Source organism: Chryseobacterium carnipullorum, from assembly GCF_900142785.1.
Lineage (GTDB): Bacteria > Bacteroidota > Bacteroidia > Flavobacteriales > Weeksellaceae > Chryseobacterium > Chryseobacterium carnipullorum.
The window spans coordinates 1-18,302 of record NZ_FRCD01000013.1 but is presented as its reverse complement, the minus strand read 5'-3'; the positions used below and the strand labels follow the sequence as shown (position 1 = coordinate 18,302).

At 37.4% G+C, this 18,302-nt stretch carries 13 protein-coding genes; 7 read left to right on the top strand and 6 right to left on the bottom strand.

The features are described from left to right. Positions 1 to 3: 3 nt before the first annotated feature. Positions 4 to 339, bottom strand: coding sequence for a Sec-independent protein translocase subunit TatA/TatB (locus BUC06_RS14810; RefSeq protein WP_073334799.1), 336 nt, complete (start codon positions 337 to 339; stop codon positions 4 to 6). Between the two features lie 325 nt (positions 340 to 664). Between BUC06_RS14810 and BUC06_RS14805 the strand changes: the two genes are divergently transcribed. After that, positions 665 to 1,609, top strand: coding sequence for a hypothetical protein (locus tag BUC06_RS14805; RefSeq protein WP_073334798.1), 945 nt, complete (start codon positions 665 to 667; stop codon positions 1,607 to 1,609). A gap of 124 nt (positions 1,610 to 1,733) precedes the next feature. Here BUC06_RS14805 and BUC06_RS14800 read toward each other — a convergent pair whose 3' ends face one another. Then, positions 1,734 to 2,969 (bottom strand): TCR/Tet family MFS transporter, encoded by a 1,236-nt coding sequence (locus tag BUC06_RS14800; protein WP_073334797.1) that lies wholly within the window; start codon positions 2,967 to 2,969, stop codon positions 1,734 to 1,736. A gap of 277 nt (positions 2,970 to 3,246) precedes the next feature. Further along, the gene (gene secD, locus BUC06_RS14795; protein ID WP_073334796.1) at positions 3,247 to 6,156 is read right to left on the bottom strand and encodes a protein translocase subunit SecD; all 2,910 of its coding nucleotides are present in this window, start codon (positions 6,154 to 6,156) and stop codon (positions 3,247 to 3,249) included. Positions 6,157 to 6,374: 218 nt separating this feature from the next. Between secD and BUC06_RS14790 the strand changes: the two genes are divergently transcribed. Beyond that, positions 6,375 to 7,748 (top strand): PQQ-dependent sugar dehydrogenase, encoded by a 1,374-nt coding sequence (locus BUC06_RS14790; RefSeq protein ID WP_073334795.1) that lies wholly within the window; start codon positions 6,375 to 6,377, stop codon positions 7,746 to 7,748. 85 nt (positions 7,749 to 7,833) lie between these two features. On the opposite strand, the gene hemN is transcribed toward BUC06_RS14790, so the two are convergent. The 3 genes from hemN to BUC06_RS14775 all read right to left on the bottom strand — a co-directional run bounded on the left by hemN (position 7,834) and on the right by BUC06_RS14775 (position 12,047). Further along, the gene (gene hemN / locus BUC06_RS14785; RefSeq protein WP_073334794.1) at positions 7,834 to 9,192 is read right to left on the bottom strand and encodes an oxygen-independent coproporphyrinogen III oxidase; all 1,359 of its coding nucleotides are present in this window, start codon (positions 9,190 to 9,192) and stop codon (positions 7,834 to 7,836) included. A 246-nt stretch (positions 9,193 to 9,438) separates the two neighbouring features. Beyond that, positions 9,439 to 10,449 (bottom strand): WD40/YVTN/BNR-like repeat-containing protein, encoded by a 1,011-nt coding sequence (locus tag BUC06_RS14780; protein ID WP_073334793.1) that lies wholly within the window; start codon positions 10,447 to 10,449, stop codon positions 9,439 to 9,441. Positions 10,450 to 10,505: 56 nt separating this feature from the next. Beyond that, positions 10,506 to 12,047: an APC family permease gene (locus BUC06_RS14775; RefSeq protein ID WP_073334792.1), complete on the bottom strand. Its 1,542-nt coding sequence runs from the start codon at positions 12,045 to 12,047 to the stop codon at positions 10,506 to 10,508. A 166-nt stretch (positions 12,048 to 12,213) separates the two neighbouring features. On the opposite strand from BUC06_RS14775, the gene pnuC reads away from it, so the two are divergent. The 5 genes from pnuC (at position 12,214) to BUC06_RS14750 (ending at position 18,185) form a co-directional block, all read left to right on the top strand. Next, positions 12,214 to 12,885 (top strand): nicotinamide riboside transporter PnuC, encoded by a 672-nt coding sequence (gene pnuC, locus BUC06_RS14770; RefSeq protein ID WP_073334791.1) that lies wholly within the window; start codon positions 12,214 to 12,216, stop codon positions 12,883 to 12,885. Between the two features lie 4 nt (positions 12,886 to 12,889). Further along, on the top strand, positions 12,890 to 13,546 hold the full coding sequence (locus BUC06_RS14765) for a hypothetical protein (RefSeq protein WP_073334790.1): 657 nt from the start codon (positions 12,890 to 12,892) through the stop codon (positions 13,544 to 13,546). Between the two features lie 92 nt (positions 13,547 to 13,638). After that, entirely contained in the window at positions 13,639 to 14,406 is a 768-nt protein-coding gene (gene dapF / locus BUC06_RS14760) for a diaminopimelate epimerase (protein ID WP_073334789.1), read from the top strand. 28 nt (positions 14,407 to 14,434) lie between these two features. Beyond that, positions 14,435 to 15,460 carry an endolytic transglycosylase MltG gene (gene mltG, locus BUC06_RS14755; RefSeq protein WP_073334788.1) on the top strand — a complete coding sequence of 342 codons (1,026 nt, stop codon included), beginning with the start codon at positions 14,435 to 14,437 and terminating at the stop codon, positions 15,458 to 15,460. Between the two features lie 169 nt (positions 15,461 to 15,629). Continuing rightward, entirely contained in the window at positions 15,630 to 18,185 is a 2,556-nt protein-coding gene (locus BUC06_RS14750) for a TonB-dependent receptor domain-containing protein (protein WP_073334787.1), read from the top strand. Positions 18,186 to 18,302 lie beyond the last annotated feature (117 nt).

Here is an 18,302-nt window from a genome sequence, read left to right as displayed (position 1 = left end):
GAATTATCTGCTTACAGGCCCTTCGTAGGTCTCATCGTCGGCAGGCTTTATTTTTGGAGGTTCATTAGTTGCTAAAGGTTCCTTTACAACATCTTTTTCAATATCCTTCATAGGATTGAAATCTTTTGCTGCATCTTTTACCTTCTCAATTTCACGCTTGATCTCAGAAACCGGATTATCAGTTTCCTTCATGATCTCAGTTTTAATGTCTTCCACTGCGCCGCGCATTTTTCTTACACCTGAGCCTAAATCACGTGCTATCTGAGGAAGCTTATCCGGACCGAATAATACAACAATCGCTATCGCGATCAGTGCCATTTCTCCAATGCTTAATTCCATGAGGTAAAATTACGAAAGATTATACATTTATTTCGCAGTAAACTAAAATTTTAAACAAATTTTAAGATTTTAGGACTTTTCCGGGCTGGAAGGCTTGATTGAGAGGGTAAATGGGCTGGAGCGTTGCCTGTTGTGGAGTGAATTATGTAAGGCCCAATATCTACTATCCGATGTCTGACATCTCATATCTGAAATCTGAGATCTTACCTCTCTACTCTTTTAACTTCACTACAACATTCAGTTCACAAATATTTAATTCAAATAAATGGGATTTATGATGAATTTTCTTATATTTAGTAGACACAAAACCATTAAATATTGCACTATGAAAAAACTTGTTACTACTTTCAAGCTTTTTGCCGTGATATCGGTATTAACGCTTACTGCATGTCAGGACGACAACAGTGAAATGATTCAGGATTCTACTGTATCTAAGTCATCAACAGCTGATCTGAAAAAGGAAATTACCCCCGGATTGAAGACGATTCCGGAGAATGTACAGATCCAGATCAGTGATTCTAAGAAAAACCTTGAACAGTATCTGAAAAATGATCTGCAGATCACGGGCATTACTATTTTAGGGAAAATTTCTACACAGAAAGGGATTGAAATCTCTCAGGAGTTGATTTCTGACAAAGAACAATTTGTCGCTGAAGGAAATATCCTTGATCCTGAAACCGTAAAAGTTGGAAAAATCGGAGTATTGTTTTCCGGAGATCAATTGACAGAAGCTCAAAAAGGCCTTAAAGAATCAGCTTCTGAGCAGATCAAAACAGGGACTGATCTTCTTGAAATTTCGTGGAACTATAAAGGAGAAACATTTACGTCTCTTTGCTTTTATAATGAGTCCGGGATTATCTGGGATAATGTATTTGCCGGACTTGTTATGATGGATGCAAGAGGAAATTCTGAGGTTTCTTCTAATGAATCTCAGGCTAAAGTATCTTCTAAATGGTTTAAAGAATGGTGGACGGCCAATTGGCTTTGGGGTTCTAAAAGAGGTGAAATAGGATATAAGATCACGATCTATTATTCGGGTTCCAGCGTTTCTAATGTTGATGTAAGCGACTGGGGAAATATCAGCTTAGGTAAAGCTAAAAGTGAAAGTAAAGTAACCAAGAGAACCGGTGCCTACGGACAATGCAGATATGCACTTGGATTGTGTACGCCTACAGGTTCCTTAAGCTTTAACAGCAGTAACTTTTCTGTATCTTTTTCGGGACTGGGAAGTAATGTGGTAAGTAATGGTACCAAATCACTTTATCCGTAAAAATTTTCAACACATTATTAGATTTTTTCAATAAAACAGGGAAGCATTTATGGCTTCCCTGTTTTATTTTTTAATTTTTTCCAAAAACAGAACTGTTAAGGCTGGCCAGGAATGATTTATCTATTTACAGTTTTTTGATCACATTTTTATTCTCTTTCTTAAAGGCATTATAGGTCATTACCACGCTTATAGCCATTAAAATAAATGCAAGAAAGAACGGTGCTCCTGAAAACTCAAACGGTGCCTCATCATGTGTAAAATAGTAAAAAAGATTGGTCATCAATGGCGGTCCGATGATGGAAGTTGCACTCATTAAACTGGTCAATGCGCCCTGAAGTTCTCCCTGCTCATTGGAAGGAACACTTTTCGTGATCACCGACTGAAGTGCCGGTCCACAAATTCCTCCCAAACAGTAAGGAATGAGAAACACAAACATCATCCAGCCTTCCGAAGCAAAAGCAAAGAGCAACATTCCCAATGCATACAGAGCCAATCCGTAATAAATACTTTTCTGCTCTCCCAGCTTCGGAGTTGTCCAGCGGATCAGAACTCCCTGAACCAAACCGACCAAAAGGCCCACGACTCCTAATGAAATCCCGACCATTCTTTCGGTCCAGCTGAATTTATACATCGTGAAAAAACTCCAGTTACTCTGTACCGCATGTCCTGCAATATAAATTAAAATAAGAGCAAAGATCAATCCTGAAATTTCAGGATGTTTACCTAAAAATTTAAATGAACCGACAGGATTGGCTCGTTTCCAGTCGAATTCCCTTCTTTTATCTTTGTCCAAACTCTCCGGCAGAACAAAATACCCGTACAGGAAATTTAAAAGACATAGACCTGCTGCTGCATAGAAAGGTACCCTGGCTCCGTAATGTCCTAAAAGCCCCCCCAGCACTGGTCCTATAATAAAACCAAGCCCGAATGCAGCACCGATAAGACCAAAATTTTTGGCTCTGTCTTCATCTGTGGAAATATCGGCAATGTAGGCACTTGCTGTTGTTACACTGGCTCCGGTGAGCCCGGCAATAATCCTTCCGAGGAAGAGCCACCAGATGGTTGGCGCAAGGGCAAGGAAAATATAATCTACAGCAAATCCAAAAAGAGAGATCAAAATAATAGGCCGCCTTCCGTATTTGTCACTCAGATTTCCCACAACAGGAGAAAAAATAAACTGGGTAAATGCATATGCAAAACCAAGCCAGCCACCATATTTCGCTGCTTCACTGATATCGGCATGAATAAGTTCCTCAATTAATTTGGGAACAACAGGAATAATGATTCCCCACCCTGTGATGTCAATCAGTAAGGTTATAAATATAAAGCTGATGGCCGCTTTTTTATTTGAGTTTTTCATAATGCTGCAAAATTAATCAAATCTGAAATATAATGGTTCTAAATTTCGACTTTGGAAGAGAATTGAAAGACAAATGGTAAGACATATGATATTAGATATCAGACTTGTAAATATAAATTCAAACTTTGAACTTTAAGTATTAAATTTTTAAATTCTAATCCAAAGTACATTAAATCTGATCGCATAAACCGGACCTTGTAACTCGTATCCCGGATTTGTGAACAAAAAAAAGACCGTTTCTTTCGAAACAGCCTTTACTTATTTATTGTAGTTGATCTTATTTTGAAGCAAGTACTTCTTTTGTACTTGTCGTTTTACCGTGCACCTCGTCTTCTTTTCCTGTTTTAAGGAAGTCATACGCGATAGCCGATGCAATAAAGATAGATGAGTAAGTACCGAATCCAATACCAATCAGCATTGCAAACATAAATCCTCTCAAGTTGTCTCCACCGAAGATGAAGATGGCTAAAATTACAAGGATTGTTGTGAATGAAGTATTGAAGGTTCTACCTAACGTACTAGAGATAGAGTCATCAAATAATCCAGCCAATGTAAGAGATTTCTTCTCTCTCAGATACTCTCTGATTCTATCGAAGATAATAACGGTATCATTGATTGAATATCCCAATACGGTAAGAATCGCTGCAACGAAATCCTGATTGATCTCCATGTTGAACGGCATAAATTTATGAAGCAATGAATAAGCTCCTAAAATAATTACCGCATCATGGAATAATGCCACAACAGCACCCAATGAGAATTGCCATTTTCTAAATCTTAACAAGATATAGATAAAGATTCCTGCCAAAGCAGCTACTACCGCAAGGATACCGTGAGTCTGGATATCATCTGCTACTGTAGGTCCTACTTTCTCAGAAGAAATAATTCCTGCGTGTTCTTTGTCTGCAGATTTGAAATCACGCAAAGTCGTATTCGCAGGTAAGTTTGATTTTAATCCTTCGTATAATTTCTGTTCTACCGTCTGGTCAGCTTTTAAAGATTCATCCTCGATAAGGTAATCGGTAGAAATCTTTAATTGTCTGTCATTTCCAAAAGTCTTAGCTTCAACAGAAGAGTTTTTACCATCTTCAGTTTTGAATATTTTTACTAAGTTCTGTTCAATATCTTCAGCGTTTACAGCTTTATCAAATCTTACCACATAGTTTCTACCTCCTGTAAAGTCGATTCCGTATTTGAATCCGTGGATCGCAATGGATGCAACACACACCACTGTTAAAATACCAGAAATGATATAGGCATATTTTCTCTTTCCGATAAAATCGATCCAGGTATTTCTGAATAGGTTCTTCGTTGGAGCTGTCCAAACAGAAAGGTGTTTTCCTTTGTTCAGTCTTGAGAAGATCATTACTCTTGAAAGCAATACAGAAGTAAAGAATGTCATTAATATACCAATTCCTAAAGTCAAAGCAAATCCCTTAATAGGTCCTGTTCCGAATAAGAAAAGTACACCCGCTGTCAGTAAAGTTGTTAAGTGACCATCAACAATTGCACTTAATGCATGTTTGAAACCATCTTTATAAGCTTCTAAAATGCTTTTTCCTGCGAATAATTCTTCCTTCGTTCTTTCGTAAATGATTACGTTCGTATCGACCGCCATGGCCATCGTAAGAACAATACCGGCGATACCAGGAAGTGTTAAAGTAAAGTCTCCGGAATCCATAATTCCGAAAATATAGAATAAGTTAATAATCATTGCAATTACTGCGTAGATCCCTGCTCCACCGTAATAGAAAATGATATAAACAATAATAATCAGGAAGGCAATGGCAAATGAAATAACACCTGCATCAATAGACTCCTGTCCTAATGAAGGTCCTACTACTGTAGCCTGAACTACTTTTGCTCCTGCCGGTAATTTACCTGCTCCTAAAACGTCTACCAGTTCTTTAGCTTCTTCCTGAGAGAAGTTACCGGAGATCTGAGTTCTACCGTTAGGAATAGCGCCCACCACATTTGGTGCCGTATATACTCTGCCATCTAACGTTACCGCTACTGGCTTACCTACGTTTTTCTCTGTTAATGTTTTCCATTCTTTAGCCCCTTTAGAATCCATTTGCATGTCTACTACTACTCTGCTTAGCTCATCATAGCCAATGCTTGCAGTTTCAACAGCACCGTCTACCGGAGCTTTCTGGTTGATGTTACCTCTGATCGCATACAATACTAAACTTTGAGCATCTGTAGCTTCAGGCTTGTAACCCCACATGAACTGAGTATATTTAATGTTGGCAGGACGCAATGACTGACCTACTTTGCTGCTCAAAATTTTGTTTACCGCAGCAGTATCTGAAAGTTTTACACTTGCAACACCGTTTGATCTTAATTTGTCAAGGTTTAAAAGATTCATGAAGTTGGTATTCTTCGCAACTCCCATAGAATCACCTTTGATTGCCACCATGGTAGTCAATGTCTGGAAATAAGGGGCAATTTCAGGAACCTGCTGTACTTCCCAGAACTGAAGTTTTGCGGAAGTCTGAAGCATTTTCTTCACTTTGTCGATATCCTTCATACCAGGCATTTCAACAGAAATTCTTGCCGTACCCGGTACTCTCTGAACGTTTGGCTGCACCGCACCCATTTTATCGATTCTGGTTCTGATGACCTCGAACGCTGTACCTACAGAAAGATCAATTCTTCTTTTGATGATACTTTTTACCTGATCATCAGACGTATTGTACTTGATCTCTGACAAATTGGTATTTCCGAAAAGTTCCGGATCGGCAAGCTTAAGGTTGGTTCCTTTCGCTTTATTGATCGCCTCGAACTGATCAAAGAAATTATCAATATAAGATTTTGTAGAATTCTTCTGAACTTCATCTGTCTTGTTTAAAGCCTCGATAAGCACAGGATTTGTGGAATAATTGGTTAAATCATTCACCAAGTCTCTTTGGTTAATTTCCAAAAGAACGTTGATCCCACCTTTCAAGTCAAGACCAAGTTTCATTTCCTTGTCTTTGGCTTTAGTGTAATAAAGTTTTGTGAATCCCAGGTTCAAAGTATCTTTAGAAAGTCTTAAAAGTTCTTTCTGATACTTTTCCGGATTGTCTCCTGCAACAGCAGTCGCCTGCCTTTCAATTTTGCTGGCGTACCAAGTTGGTAATAGCTCATTTAAGCAAATTAACCCTAGTACAATAGCAACAATTGTAATAAGTCCTTTTCCTTGCATTTTGTTATAACTACGTTAAATTAAGTCGGCAAATATAATGATTTTATTATTATTTTATGAATTTTTTAACAGCAGAAATGGTTTATTTTCAGATATATCCGGGTTTTAATTTCTATTTAAGATTTAATAATTTTTCTTACATATCGTAATGAAATTTTCAAATCCTGATTGGTATAAAATTTTCATTCATTTATCAATACACTAAATATCAAAATATTATGAAAAAACTATTTTTTACCTTAAGCATCTTTTCTTCTTTAATTGCTAATGCTCAAAGCATTAATTTAGTTGAATTTGCTTCCGGGCTTACCAGTCCCGTCGAAATTACAAACGCCAATGACACCCGGCTTTTCGTGGTCCAGCAGAACGGAATTATCAAAATTATCCAACCCAACGGAACGATTAACGGGGCTGATTTTATGAATATCAGTTCCAAAGTTTTGTATGGTGGAGAAAGAGGTCTTTTGGGTCTTGCCTTTCATCCGCAGTATTCCACGAATGGATATTTCTTTGTTTATTATAACAATACTGCGGGAAATATTATCGTAGCAAGGTATTCTGTAAGTCCTACGAATCCAGACATTGCAGATCCTGCGACGGAAAAGATTTTACTGAACATTCCAAAGCCTTTTGACAATCACAATGGAGGAAGTATTCATTTCGCTCCGGATGGAAATCTTTGGATCGTTACAGGAGATGGCGGAAGTGGCGGAGATCCTAACAACAACTCTCAAAATAAAAATTCACTTTTGGGAAAAATGCTAAGAATTGATGTCAATGCAACCGGACCGTATACTATTCCTGCCGGAAATCCATTTGCCGGAGCAATTGACGGAGCTGATGAAATCTGGGCCTACGGACTTAGAAATGCCTGGAAATTCTCATTTGATACTACCACAGGAAATGCAATGATTGCAGATGTAGGTCAGGGAGCCATTGAAGAAATTAATAAAATCCCTGTGACGCAAGCCGGAGTCAATTACGGATGGCGCTGTTACGAAGGCAATAATGCCTACAATACATCAGGATGTGCTGCGATGGGCACCATGACTTTCCCGGTTGCGGTCTATGATCACTCCGGAGGAAAATGCTCTATCACGGGAGGTTATGTCTACAGAGGAACGCAATATCCTTCCCTTCAGGGGAAATATTTCTTTGCAGACTACTGCTCTACCCAAATTGGAATGTTAAATCCGGATAATTCTATCGTTTGGAGCACTGCAAGTACAGGAAATAATTTTTCTACATTTGGACAGAATTCTCAGAAAGAGCTTTTTGTAGCTGCAGTTACAAGTGGAAAAATATTTAAAATCACCACCGGCACTCTGGGAACGGAAGAATTAAGCCGCCAGCCTTCCATCAGGCTTTATCCTAATCCGGCTTCTGAAAAAGTATTTATTGAAGGTTTTGCAGACGGCAAAAATAAAAGTACCGCCGGACTTATCAGCACGGAAGGAAAAATCGTTTTGGATAGTGTGAAAATCGAAAATGATGGCAGTGTAGATATTACGGGAATTCCTGCCGGAGCTTATTATCTTATCCTCAAATCAGGAGATGTAAAATCTTATAGTCAGAAACTTATTATTGAATAACACTTTTACTCAATCCTGAAACTATTAGTTGTAGAAATTCTATCCATTTTCAATAAAAAAGCGGTTCAACCTGAACCGCTTTATTTTATATCGTCATAGAGAAAATTCTCGTTTCGGGTTTGTTCCTCATCATTCTGAGATCAAAAACCATGGCGACATTTCTCGTAAATGCTCTTCCTTTTTCTGTGATCTTAATCTGATTGTCATAGATCTCCACCAATTCATCCCTTTCCATTTCTTCCAGCATTTCAAATGCATTTTCCAGTTCGGGGAATGAATTCTTATCATTAAATGTGGTTTCCAGCTGACACATGAGATTCAGGATATGTCTTCTCACGGTAAGATCTTCTTCATTCAGAATATGACCTTTTACCACAGGAATTTCTCCTTGTTCTACCATTTTCTGATATTCTTCCACCGTTTTGACATTCTGGGCAAACGCATACCAGGAATCTGAAATGGCAGACATACCGAGGCCTACCATCAATTGGGTATTGCTTGAGGTATAACCCATAAAATTCCTGTGAAGTTTTTTATGAATCAGAGATTGGTACAGATCATCGTGTTCCAGAGAAAAATGGTCCATTCCCACCTCAATGTATCCTAAATCCTGAAGCAGTTTTTTCCCATCTTCATACAAACGGCGTTTTTCTTCACCACTTGGCAGGTCATTCTCATCAAAACCTCTTTGTCCTACTCCTTTTACCCACGGAACGTGTGCGTAGGAATAAAATGCAAGTCTGTCCGGCTTCAGTTCCATTGTTTTTCTGATCGTATGTTCCATCGCGTCCCAGGTTTGGTGTGGAAGTCCGAATACAAGGTCATGGCTGATTCCGCTGTACCCTATTTCCTTCGCCCATTCCGTCACATTTTTCACATTCTCAAAAGGCTGGATTCTGTTGATTGCTTTCTGAACTTTAGGATCGTAATCCTGAACTCCGAAACTCACTCTTCTGAATCCAAGATCATATAAAGTCTGAAGATGATCTCTTGTTGTATTATTGGGGTGTCCTTCAAAAGAAAACTCTGGATGCTCTGCAATGTCTACCGTTTCAAAGATTCCTTCCAGTAAGGTTTTCAGGTTTTTGGGCGAAAAGAATGTTGGTGTTCCCCCTCCCAGGTGAAGTTCTTTCAGCTTTGGTCTTTCTTCAAAAAGAGCAAGATAAAGTTTCCACTCTTTTAAAACACTTTCGAGGTAAGGAATTTCAACGCTATGTTGTTTTGTAATACGCTTATGACAGGCACAGAACGTACATAATGCCTCGCAGAAAGGCAGGTGAATATAAATAGAAATCCCCTCCTCTGCATTACTTTCATGAAAAGACCTGATCACCGTCTCCTTCCACTTTTCAGGCGAAAATGTAGTTTCATCCCAGTAAGGAACGGTAGGATAAGACGTGTAACGTGGTCCGGGAATATTATACTTATCTATTAAAGAATTCATTTCAAAATTTAAAATATTATCGAAGGATGAAATTTAGCCTAAAAAATTTCACCGTACAAAATTAACCATTCCTTATGAATTTTAAACCATGAAATATATTAGCCTGTATTTTATAATGAGTCTAAATACGGTCTTTACTGGGATCCTTCAAAGAATGATAAATTCTATTTGTAAGATTTAAAATTCTGATATAGTTAAGTTAGTGGACGCGATATTCAAGCCGTTGCCATTACTATTTTTAAAGGATTAAAATTTCAATTTCATCACAGAAATCCTGTCTTTTCCTGCAAAAACAATGGTATTTCCATTGATCCAACGGCAAACAAAAAAACCTTTTTCATCGGAAATTTTCTTCCATGTTTTCCCGGAATCAAAAGAATAGCTGATATGTTGATCTCCTACTGATATCATTTCTTTACCCTTCGAACCAGGTTTTATTTTCACACAGGTCGTATAGCCTGCATTCTTTCCTGAAGCTCGTATTTGCCAGGTTTGCCCACCGTCGTATGTTGTTGCAATGTTATCGACATTGGCCTCTTGTTTTGTATAATCTCCCCCGACTGCAACGCCGAATTTATCATCGTAAAAATCTATTGAATACATTCCCTGAGAAGACTCTCCCTGAATAAAAGGCGTGTTAAAGATTTCAATTTCTTCAGTTTTAAAATTTAATCGTAAAATTCGCGAAGATTTTCCTCCTGTAGCAATCCACAGATATTTTGTTGTTGAAGCGATATTGGTATTACTGGCTGCAAATGCGGCTTCACCAGGATTTAATTTTACTTTATTTTCAAAAAAACTCCATTCTCCATTTTTATACCTAGTAAGTTTCAATCTATTATCATCTGTATCACTAAAAGCGAACGCCAGTTTTTCATTCACAAAATGAAAAGCATCATAAAATGCTGCCTTACTCATATCAGTAAAAACAAGTTGATACTTTAAATTTTTCTTATCAATCTTATAAAAGTAAGCCGGACTTTCGATATTTACAGCATACAGTGAATCTTTGTCTTGAGCAAGAGTTCTGAACTGCAGCTTTAGTTCAGAGAGTCTGATCTGTTTCTGATTTTTGATTTTTTTTAAATCAACGAACCCTAACTTTGAATCTGTTCCGCTATACCAGACCTTGTCACCATCAACCTCAAGAGCTCTTATACTTATCTTATCATTCAGAATCGTGGTAAAGCTTTCTATTTGCTGTGAAAACACCAACAGTCCAAGACTTAAAAATAAAATGGAAAAAGTTTTTTTCATAATGAACAAAAATAAAAAATCCGCAGATTACTGCGGATTTTGAGTGTATATTTTTTTTAATCTAAATCAGGTTTTTCTAAAGGCTCCTGTTCTGCTTTAAAAGTCTCACCATATTCTCCTTTCTGAAGTTTAGAGTGTTTTTTACTGTACAGGAAGTAAACAAAAAATCCGATGATCAGCCAGGCGAAAGAATACATCTGTGCTTCCTTGCTCAGGTTAAAGATCAGATAAACATTGATTGCGATCCCACAACATGCAATGACCGGTAAAGCAGGAACTTTAAAGTTTCTCTGCAAATTAGGTTCTTTCACTCTCAATACCCAAACGGCTACACATACCATTGTGAAGGCAAATAAAGTTCCGAAACTCGTCATATGTGCCAGATCGTTAATAGGCGTAAGAGAAGCAACAATCGCAATAACGACTCCCAAAATAAGAAGGTTTTTTGTCGGTACTCCTGTTTTAGGGTTTACTTTTGAAAATGTAGCCGGGATCAACCCGTCTTTAGACATTCCTAAGAAAATTCTTGACTGTCCCATAATCATTACCATCAATACAGAAATTAATCCTACTGTAGCAGCAATGGTAATAATGTATCCAGCCCAGGCGTATCCGGCAATATCAAATGCATAAGCAACAGGAGCTTTGATCGCATCCGGATATTTTCCAAGAGGATTAAAGTCTGTATAATGCATCATTCCGGTTAATACCAGAGAAACAAGAATATATAAAAGGGTACAGATAATCAATGAAGCGATGATGGCAAATGGTACGTCTTTTTTAGGATTTATAGCCTCTCCTGCCTGAGTAGAAACGGCATCAAAACCTACATAAGCAAAGAAAATAGCGGACGCTCCTGCTACTACTCCAGCGAGACCATATGCGGAATGTGAGACTCCGTTTTCTGTAATGGTTGTAGGCTCAGGAATAAAAGGAATCCAGTTTTTAAATGGATCAGCAGAATTTAAAATGATATAAGCTCCTGCAATAATCACGAAGATAATCGCGGAAACTTTAAGTATTACAATAAAATTATTCGCTTTAGCAGCACCTTTCGTTCCTCTTACAAGAATAGAAATCACAAAGAATACGATCAAAAACGCAGGTAAATTCATTGAGAATCCTGAGTTTCCTGCAGCAATATAAGTCTGAGGATCTGAGGTAAGATATGCTGGCAAATGCAATCCAAACATCTTGAGGAGCTTGGCAAAATATCCTGACCAGGATACGGCAACGGTCATAGATCCCATAGCATATTCTAATATCAGTCCCCAGCCAATGATCCATGCAAAAATTTCCCCTACTGTTCCATACGCGTAGGCATATGCTGAACCTTCTACCGGAAGAATGGAAGCAAACTCTGCATAACAAAGTGCTGCAAATACACAGGCAATCCCTGCAATAACAAATGAAAGTGCCAGTGCAGGCCCGGCATTATAATATGCACCGGTTCCTGTAAGTACAAAAATTCCTCCTCCGATAATTGCTCCGATCCCGATAGCAGTAAGGCTCCATTTACCCAGAACGCGTTTCAGCTGGCTCTTTTTGATATCAGCTTCATAAGCACTCATTGGTTTCTTAACCCAAATTTTAGACATGTTTTTTTATTTAATTAAAGATTTACGAAAATATAAAAATTTTACAAACCTTAACGTTTATTGACAAACTTTCGTGATTTATTTTACATTAAAATATTTAAAAAACTGATTTACACTTTATTTAATTTATTTCCAAAAGTGTTAATTTTTGTTTATTTTTGATCGCATGAATTTATATGATCTTTTTGTAAAGCCGTATGAAAACTACAGCGCTGTACAAATTCTGCTGGAAGCTACTGGTACGGTTTTCGGAATTTTGAGCGTCTATTTTTCAATTAAAAAGAATATCTGGGTTTACCCTACAGGCATCATATCTACGTTGATTTATGTATACATTCTTTTTAATTTCGGTCTGTTGGGAGACTGTATGATCAATGTATACTATACCGCCATGAGCATTTATGGCTGGATCTTGTGGTCAAAAAACTCTAAAGATCATATTCATGTGGATGTAAGCTGGGCTACAAGAAGAGAAAGAATGTTCGCGGGATTTCTTTTTGTACTAAGTATGGCTCTTGTTACGCTTATCTACTATTACAAACCTTATATAGACAATCACTTTTCTATGGATGGCGCCAACTTAGGACTGTATCATCTGGATTGGGCCAATTGGCTGGATGTGATCACAACTTCTATATTTTTAGTGGGAATGTGGCTGATGGCCAGACAGCGCATTGAGAACTGGATTTTCTGGATTATCGGAGATTTTATATGCATCCCCATGATGATTTTTAAGGAGCTTGGAATCACTTCGGTTCAATATTTGGTATTTACTATAATGGCTATCCTTGGATACCTCAATTGGAAAAAAAGTTTAAAAGAAAAAAATATACAATAAAGTCATGAAAAATTTATTTAAAATAGCACTCAGCATCGTTGCTATTGCGAGTTTGTCATCATGTTTAGCTTACAGCGATGGCTATTCGAACAATGGCTATGGAGATCCATATTATAATAACGGAGCCTATTATGCTCCTTCCGGTTATTACGGAAATGGTGGTTATTACGGAAACGACGGCTACTATTACAGAAACGACGTCAACTATTATTATGATAACGGCATTCCTTATTATTACTACAATTCAGGAAACAACCGAAGAAAAGTATATGTAGAGAGGAGAACTACGGTAACTTCACAGAGACCGAGTAATGGCTTCAGAGGTCAGCCTGTAGATGGAAGTAACAATGGTAATGGTAACGGATTCAGAAACCCGAATAACAGCAATTCTAATAACAACCAAAGACAACAGAGCAACCAGAACAGCGGAGGCTTCAGAAATCAAAGCGGAAATTATCAGAACAACCAAGGCTCTCAGAATAATCAAAACAGTGGCGGTTTCAGAAATACACAACAGTCTAATCAGAACCAAAACAGAAATACTACCCGATCAACAGAATCTTCTAATGGCGGATTCAGAGGCAGTACAAGTACTCCAGCCAATCCCCAGCAGAACAGCGGTTCCACAAGACAGCAGAACAGCGGAGGTGGATTTAGATAAAACGATTATAAATAAGAAAACGAACAGCTAACACTGTTCGTTTTTCATTTTAAATATATTAATTTTGCTCGTTAATTTTACACTAAAAGAATATGGAATTTTATAAATATCAGGGGACTGGAAATGATTTTGTGATGATCGACAACCGGGATCTGCAATTTCCAAAGGAGAAAGATCTTATTGAAAAACTATGTGACAGACGTTTTGGAATTGGCGCCGACGGACTCATCCTTTTGGAAAACGAAGGGGATTATGACTTCAAAATGGTGTACTATAATTCAGATGGCGGCGAAAGCACGATGTGTGGAAATGGCGGAAGATGTCTGGTAGCCTTTGCTTTCTTCCTTGATATATTTGAAGATAAATGTAAATTCATTGCGACTGACGGAGAGCATGAAGCGGAGATCCATAATGGGGTTATTAAATTAAAAATGATTGATGTAGACTCCACTTCGATGGATGGAGAAGATACGGTGATGAATACAGGATCTCCACATTATGTAAAATATGTAGAAGATCTGGTGAATTACAATGTTTTCGCACAAGGAAACAGCATAAGAAATTCAGAAAAGTATAAAGAAAAAGGCATCAATGTAAATTTTGTTGAAAAAATTACGGATGATGAAATCTTTGTAAGAACCTATGAACGAGGCGTTGAGGACGAAACTTTCAGTTGTGGAACAGGAGTTACAGCTTCTGCTTTAACTTTTCTGCAAAAACATAATCTAATCTCTGTAAAAGTTACAACCTTAGGCGGAAATCTGAAGGTTCATGCTGAGAAAAACGGAAATTCTTTTCAAAACATTTGGTTGGAAGGTCCTGCGAAGCAAGTTTTTAGAGGTAAAATAGATCTTATTTAAAAACAAACTTTTAATCAATTTTTTAAGAATGAAAAAAACGGTTCTCGTTATCGCTCTCATTATTTTTGGGGCGGCAGGATTTTTTGGTTTGAGATTTTATAATAAATATTATGGAAACAATGTGGAGAAAGACGGTTACGTTTTGATTCCCCACAAAGCGGATTTCAAACAAATTCTAGATTCCGTGACTCCCTATGTAAAAGATAAGGAAGCTTTTGAGGCTGTAGCCAGGGATAAAGATCTGGATAAATATTTTAAACCGGGACGTTACCATTTCCGATCGGGGGAAGGAAACACGAAACTTGTGAATATGATCAAGGCCGGAAATCAGGCTGAAAACAGTTTCAGAATCGGAGATTTCGGAGATATGTACCAGATGATCGGGAAAGTAACCAAAAAGACTGAATTGGATTCTTTACATTTTGTGAATGATCTGAATCAGGTAGCGGTAGAAAAAGGCTATAAAAATGCAGAGGATTTAAAAAAGTATTTCTTCATCGATACTTATAATTTTTTCTGGACGGTAAGTCCCAGGGAGTTTTTCAAGAAGTTTGATGAACAATACAATGAATTCTGGACCAGTGAAAGAAAAAACAAGGAGCAAAAGTCAGGGCTTACCAGAGATCAGATCTATTCGCTGGCCTCTATTGTTTATAAAGAATCGGGAGGCAAGAAAGATGAAATGAAAACCATCGCAGGACTCTATCTGAACAGATATAGAAAAGGAATGAAACTTCAGTCCGATCCTACGGTAATTTATGCCATTAATAAGCAAACTAATTTCAAGGAACCGATCAAAAGGGTGTTTTATAAACATCTTTCTACACCATCACCTTACAATACTTACGCCAATGCAGGAATCCCTCCGGGACCCATCTGTGTGGTAGATAAAAACTCGGTAGATGCTGTATTAAATGCAGAAAACAACAATTATATATTTATGTGTGCCGATCCTGCAAGGCTTGGCTACCACAAATTCACAGCCAGTGCAGAAGAGCATGCCATCAATGCAAAAGCTTACCAGGACTGGTTAAATTCAAAAAATATTAAATAAAAACCAAATTTAACTTTATTTTAACAATTTCACAATTAACTTTTAACACTTTTATACGACTTATACATCTATAAACAATACATAATTTTAATATTTTGTAAATTAACCCAATTCATAATTTCATAATATTAACAGTTATACTTTCACGATTTTACACAAAAAATACCCTATGAATCAGACGGAAATTGTCAATATTTTCACAAAAAAAACGCTAGCCCTTACTTTTGTACTTTCAGCCGCTGTAATGGCTTTTGGTCAGGAGAAAGCAGGTGTCACGGGAATGATTGTCAACAAAAACAACCAACCGGTTCCTTATGCTTCGGTGACGTTCAGCAATAAAACGAACAAATCGTTAAGCGATGCTGTGCTGACCGACGAAAAAGGACAGTACAAACTGGAATTAGCAGCTGGAAATTACGACATCACTGTAGAAGCCATCGACTACAAAAAGAGCACTATTAATAAAAGCATTGCAGGCGCGGGAAACATCGGAGCTTTGTCTATAGAGGCTGAGTCAACAAGTACTGCCGGTAATAAAACTCAGGAAATCCAGGGAGTTGTGATCACTGCTGCAGCTACAAAACCTTATAAGGTAGAGTTGGACAAAAGAACGTATGATCCTTCTCAGGATATCGTAAGTAAAGGAGGGAATCTTCAGGATGTCCTTTCGAACGTTCCTTCCGTTTCTGTGGATACTGACGGTACAGTTTCTATGAGGGGAAGTTCCAATGTAAGATTTCTGATCAATGGAAAACCTTCTGCCCTGCTTGGGATAGATGATGGTGCCAATGCGCTTCAGAGTATTCCTGCAGACCAGATCGACAGAATTGAAGTGATTACCAACCCTTCTTCTAAATTTGAAGCAAGCGGTACAGCGGGTATTCTGAATATTATTTTAAAGAAAACCAAGAAGACAGGTTTCAACGGGAGTGTGATCGGAACTTTAGGATATCTTCCTCAAACCAACCTGAATGCCAACCTTAACTGGAGAAAAGGAAACTTTACATGGTTTCTCAATGGCGGAGGAGGTTACAGGGAATCAAAAAACACCAGCAGAAACGATGATTATTTTAACAATGCCGTATTAGATGATGATTTGGTACAAAGAAATACGAACTCTGAAACTAAAAGTAAAAACAACAACTATAATGCTTCTGCAGGTATCGTTTATGACATTTCTGAAAAAACCTCAGTAAATGCATCCGGAACCGTAAGAACTTTTGACAGTGAAAATTTTGGAAATATTGATTATCTTTATACTCCTTTTAAAAATCCTTTTTATACATCAAACAGAAGTACTTTCGGAACAAACAACAACCTCGCTTTTCAAGGTGATTTTGGGTTAGATCATAAATTTGATGATAAAGGACAAAATTTATCATTATCATTAAGTTTACAGAGAAGCCGATCATACAATGATACCAATATTGATGATACTATTGATAATTTGAAAGATATCATTAATCAAAATACCACGAACAGATCTGTTATTGGTAAAGCTGATTATGAGTTGCCTATTGGTGAATATTCAAAATTAGAAGCAGGATATAGAATTGATATCAATACCAATGATTATAGCAATGATGTGCGTGAAAGCACCGCAACAAAGCCATTAGATTTTCTTAAGCCATACACTTACGATGCAACCTATAAGGAGACTTTTAATGCTTTTTATTTACAATTCAAAAGTAAAATCGGAAAATTAGGGTATCAGGTAGGTGTAAGAGACGAATTGTCGAATGTAGATATTAATTACGTCAGCCTTGACCCTAAGAAAAGTGTACCTGCAACTACTAAAAATTACAATAACTTATTCCCAAGCGTATATTTAAGTTATGAATTCGCTAAGGATAATCAGTTGCTATTAAACTACACAAGAAGAATAGACCGTCCAAGATCATTCTTTATGATTCCTAACCCGAGTTATAATGATAACCAAAATATTTTTGACGGAAACATTGATCTTAATCCATCCTATGTAGACTCTTTTGAATTTGGGTACAGTATTTCAAAAAAGAAATTTACGATTAACCCTACGCTATATTACAGACATCAGACTGATGACACAAAAATGTTAGTGTACAATATTTTGGCTACAGATGAAAATGGAGTTATTATCAATCCAAAGCGTATAGAATCTCATACAAAACCTATTAACCTGGGTACAGATGACCGTTTCGGTTTAGATTTAAACTTCAACTGGGATGCAACAAGTTGGTTGAAATTCTTAGGAAATGTAGATCTTTTTGGTTACAATACGAAAGGAAGCACACTATATGACACCTTTGATAAAAATGGCAATCCTATTCAGGCGGTTGCTGATTTTAATGGTAAAGGTTTTTCAACAAGAGCAAGACTTTCTTCAACGATTAAAGTGGATAAAACATTCAGCTTCCAGTTACAAGGATTCTACAGAGGGGGCCAGAAAACGGCTTATCAGGATAGAAAAGACATGTATGCCATCAGTCTCGGTGCTTCTAAAACCATTTGGAAAGGTGACGGAACTTTAGCATTCAACGTTCAGGATATTTTTAATACCCGAGCAATGAGATCTACGACTTATACAGCTAATAGTGTAAGGGATTCTTATATGCAATGGCAACCAAGGCAATTCTCCGTTTCTCTTACCTACAGATTCAAACAGGGTGAGAAGGTAGAACAGCCTAAAAGGAAAAAAGATATTAACTCCAATGCATCTGGAGACGACCAGCAAGGTCCAATGTAATACCACAAAAAATCCCGAAAATATGGACTGCCCCCAAAAAGTTAGACACTTTTTAGGGGCATTTTTTATGTATAGAAAAGAAAAATTTAGCGTTGCTTTCAAATTAGAATGTATTAA

What these genes read in the sequence shown, in the direction of transcription:
- BUC06_RS14810 (WP_073334799.1), bottom strand. Translation starts at nt 339, where the DNA reads ATGGAATTAAGCATTGGAGAAATGGCACTGATCGCGATAGCGATTGTT.
- BUC06_RS14805 (WP_073334798.1), top strand. Translation starts at nt 665, where the DNA reads ATGAAAAAACTTGTTACTACTTTCAAGCTTTTTGCCGTGATATCGGTA.
- BUC06_RS14800 (WP_073334797.1), bottom strand. Translation starts at nt 2,969, where the DNA reads ATGAAAAACTCAAATAAAAAAGCGGCCATCAGCTTTATATTTATAACC.
- secD (WP_073334796.1), bottom strand. Translation starts at nt 6,156, where the DNA reads ATGCAAGGAAAAGGACTTATTACAATTGTTGCTATTGTACTAGGGTTA.
- BUC06_RS14790 (WP_073334795.1), top strand. Translation starts at nt 6,375, where the DNA reads ATGAAAAAACTATTTTTTACCTTAAGCATCTTTTCTTCTTTAATTGCT.
- hemN (WP_073334794.1), bottom strand. Translation starts at nt 9,192, where the DNA reads ATGAATTCTTTAATAGATAAGTATAATATTCCCGGACCACGTTACACG.
- BUC06_RS14780 (WP_073334793.1), bottom strand. Translation starts at nt 10,449, where the DNA reads ATGAAAAAAACTTTTTCCATTTTATTTTTAAGTCTTGGACTGTTGGTG.
- BUC06_RS14775 (WP_073334792.1), bottom strand. Translation starts at nt 12,047, where the DNA reads ATGTCTAAAATTTGGGTTAAGAAACCAATGAGTGCTTATGAAGCTGAT.
- pnuC (WP_073334791.1), top strand. Translation starts at nt 12,214, where the DNA reads ATGAATTTATATGATCTTTTTGTAAAGCCGTATGAAAACTACAGCGCT.
- BUC06_RS14765 (WP_073334790.1), top strand. Translation starts at nt 12,890, where the DNA reads ATGAAAAATTTATTTAAAATAGCACTCAGCATCGTTGCTATTGCGAGT.
- dapF (WP_073334789.1), top strand. Translation starts at nt 13,639, where the DNA reads ATGGAATTTTATAAATATCAGGGGACTGGAAATGATTTTGTGATGATC.
- mltG (WP_073334788.1), top strand. Translation starts at nt 14,435, where the DNA reads ATGAAAAAAACGGTTCTCGTTATCGCTCTCATTATTTTTGGGGCGGCA.
- BUC06_RS14750 (WP_073334787.1), top strand. Translation starts at nt 15,630, where the DNA reads ATGAATCAGACGGAAATTGTCAATATTTTCACAAAAAAAACGCTAGCC.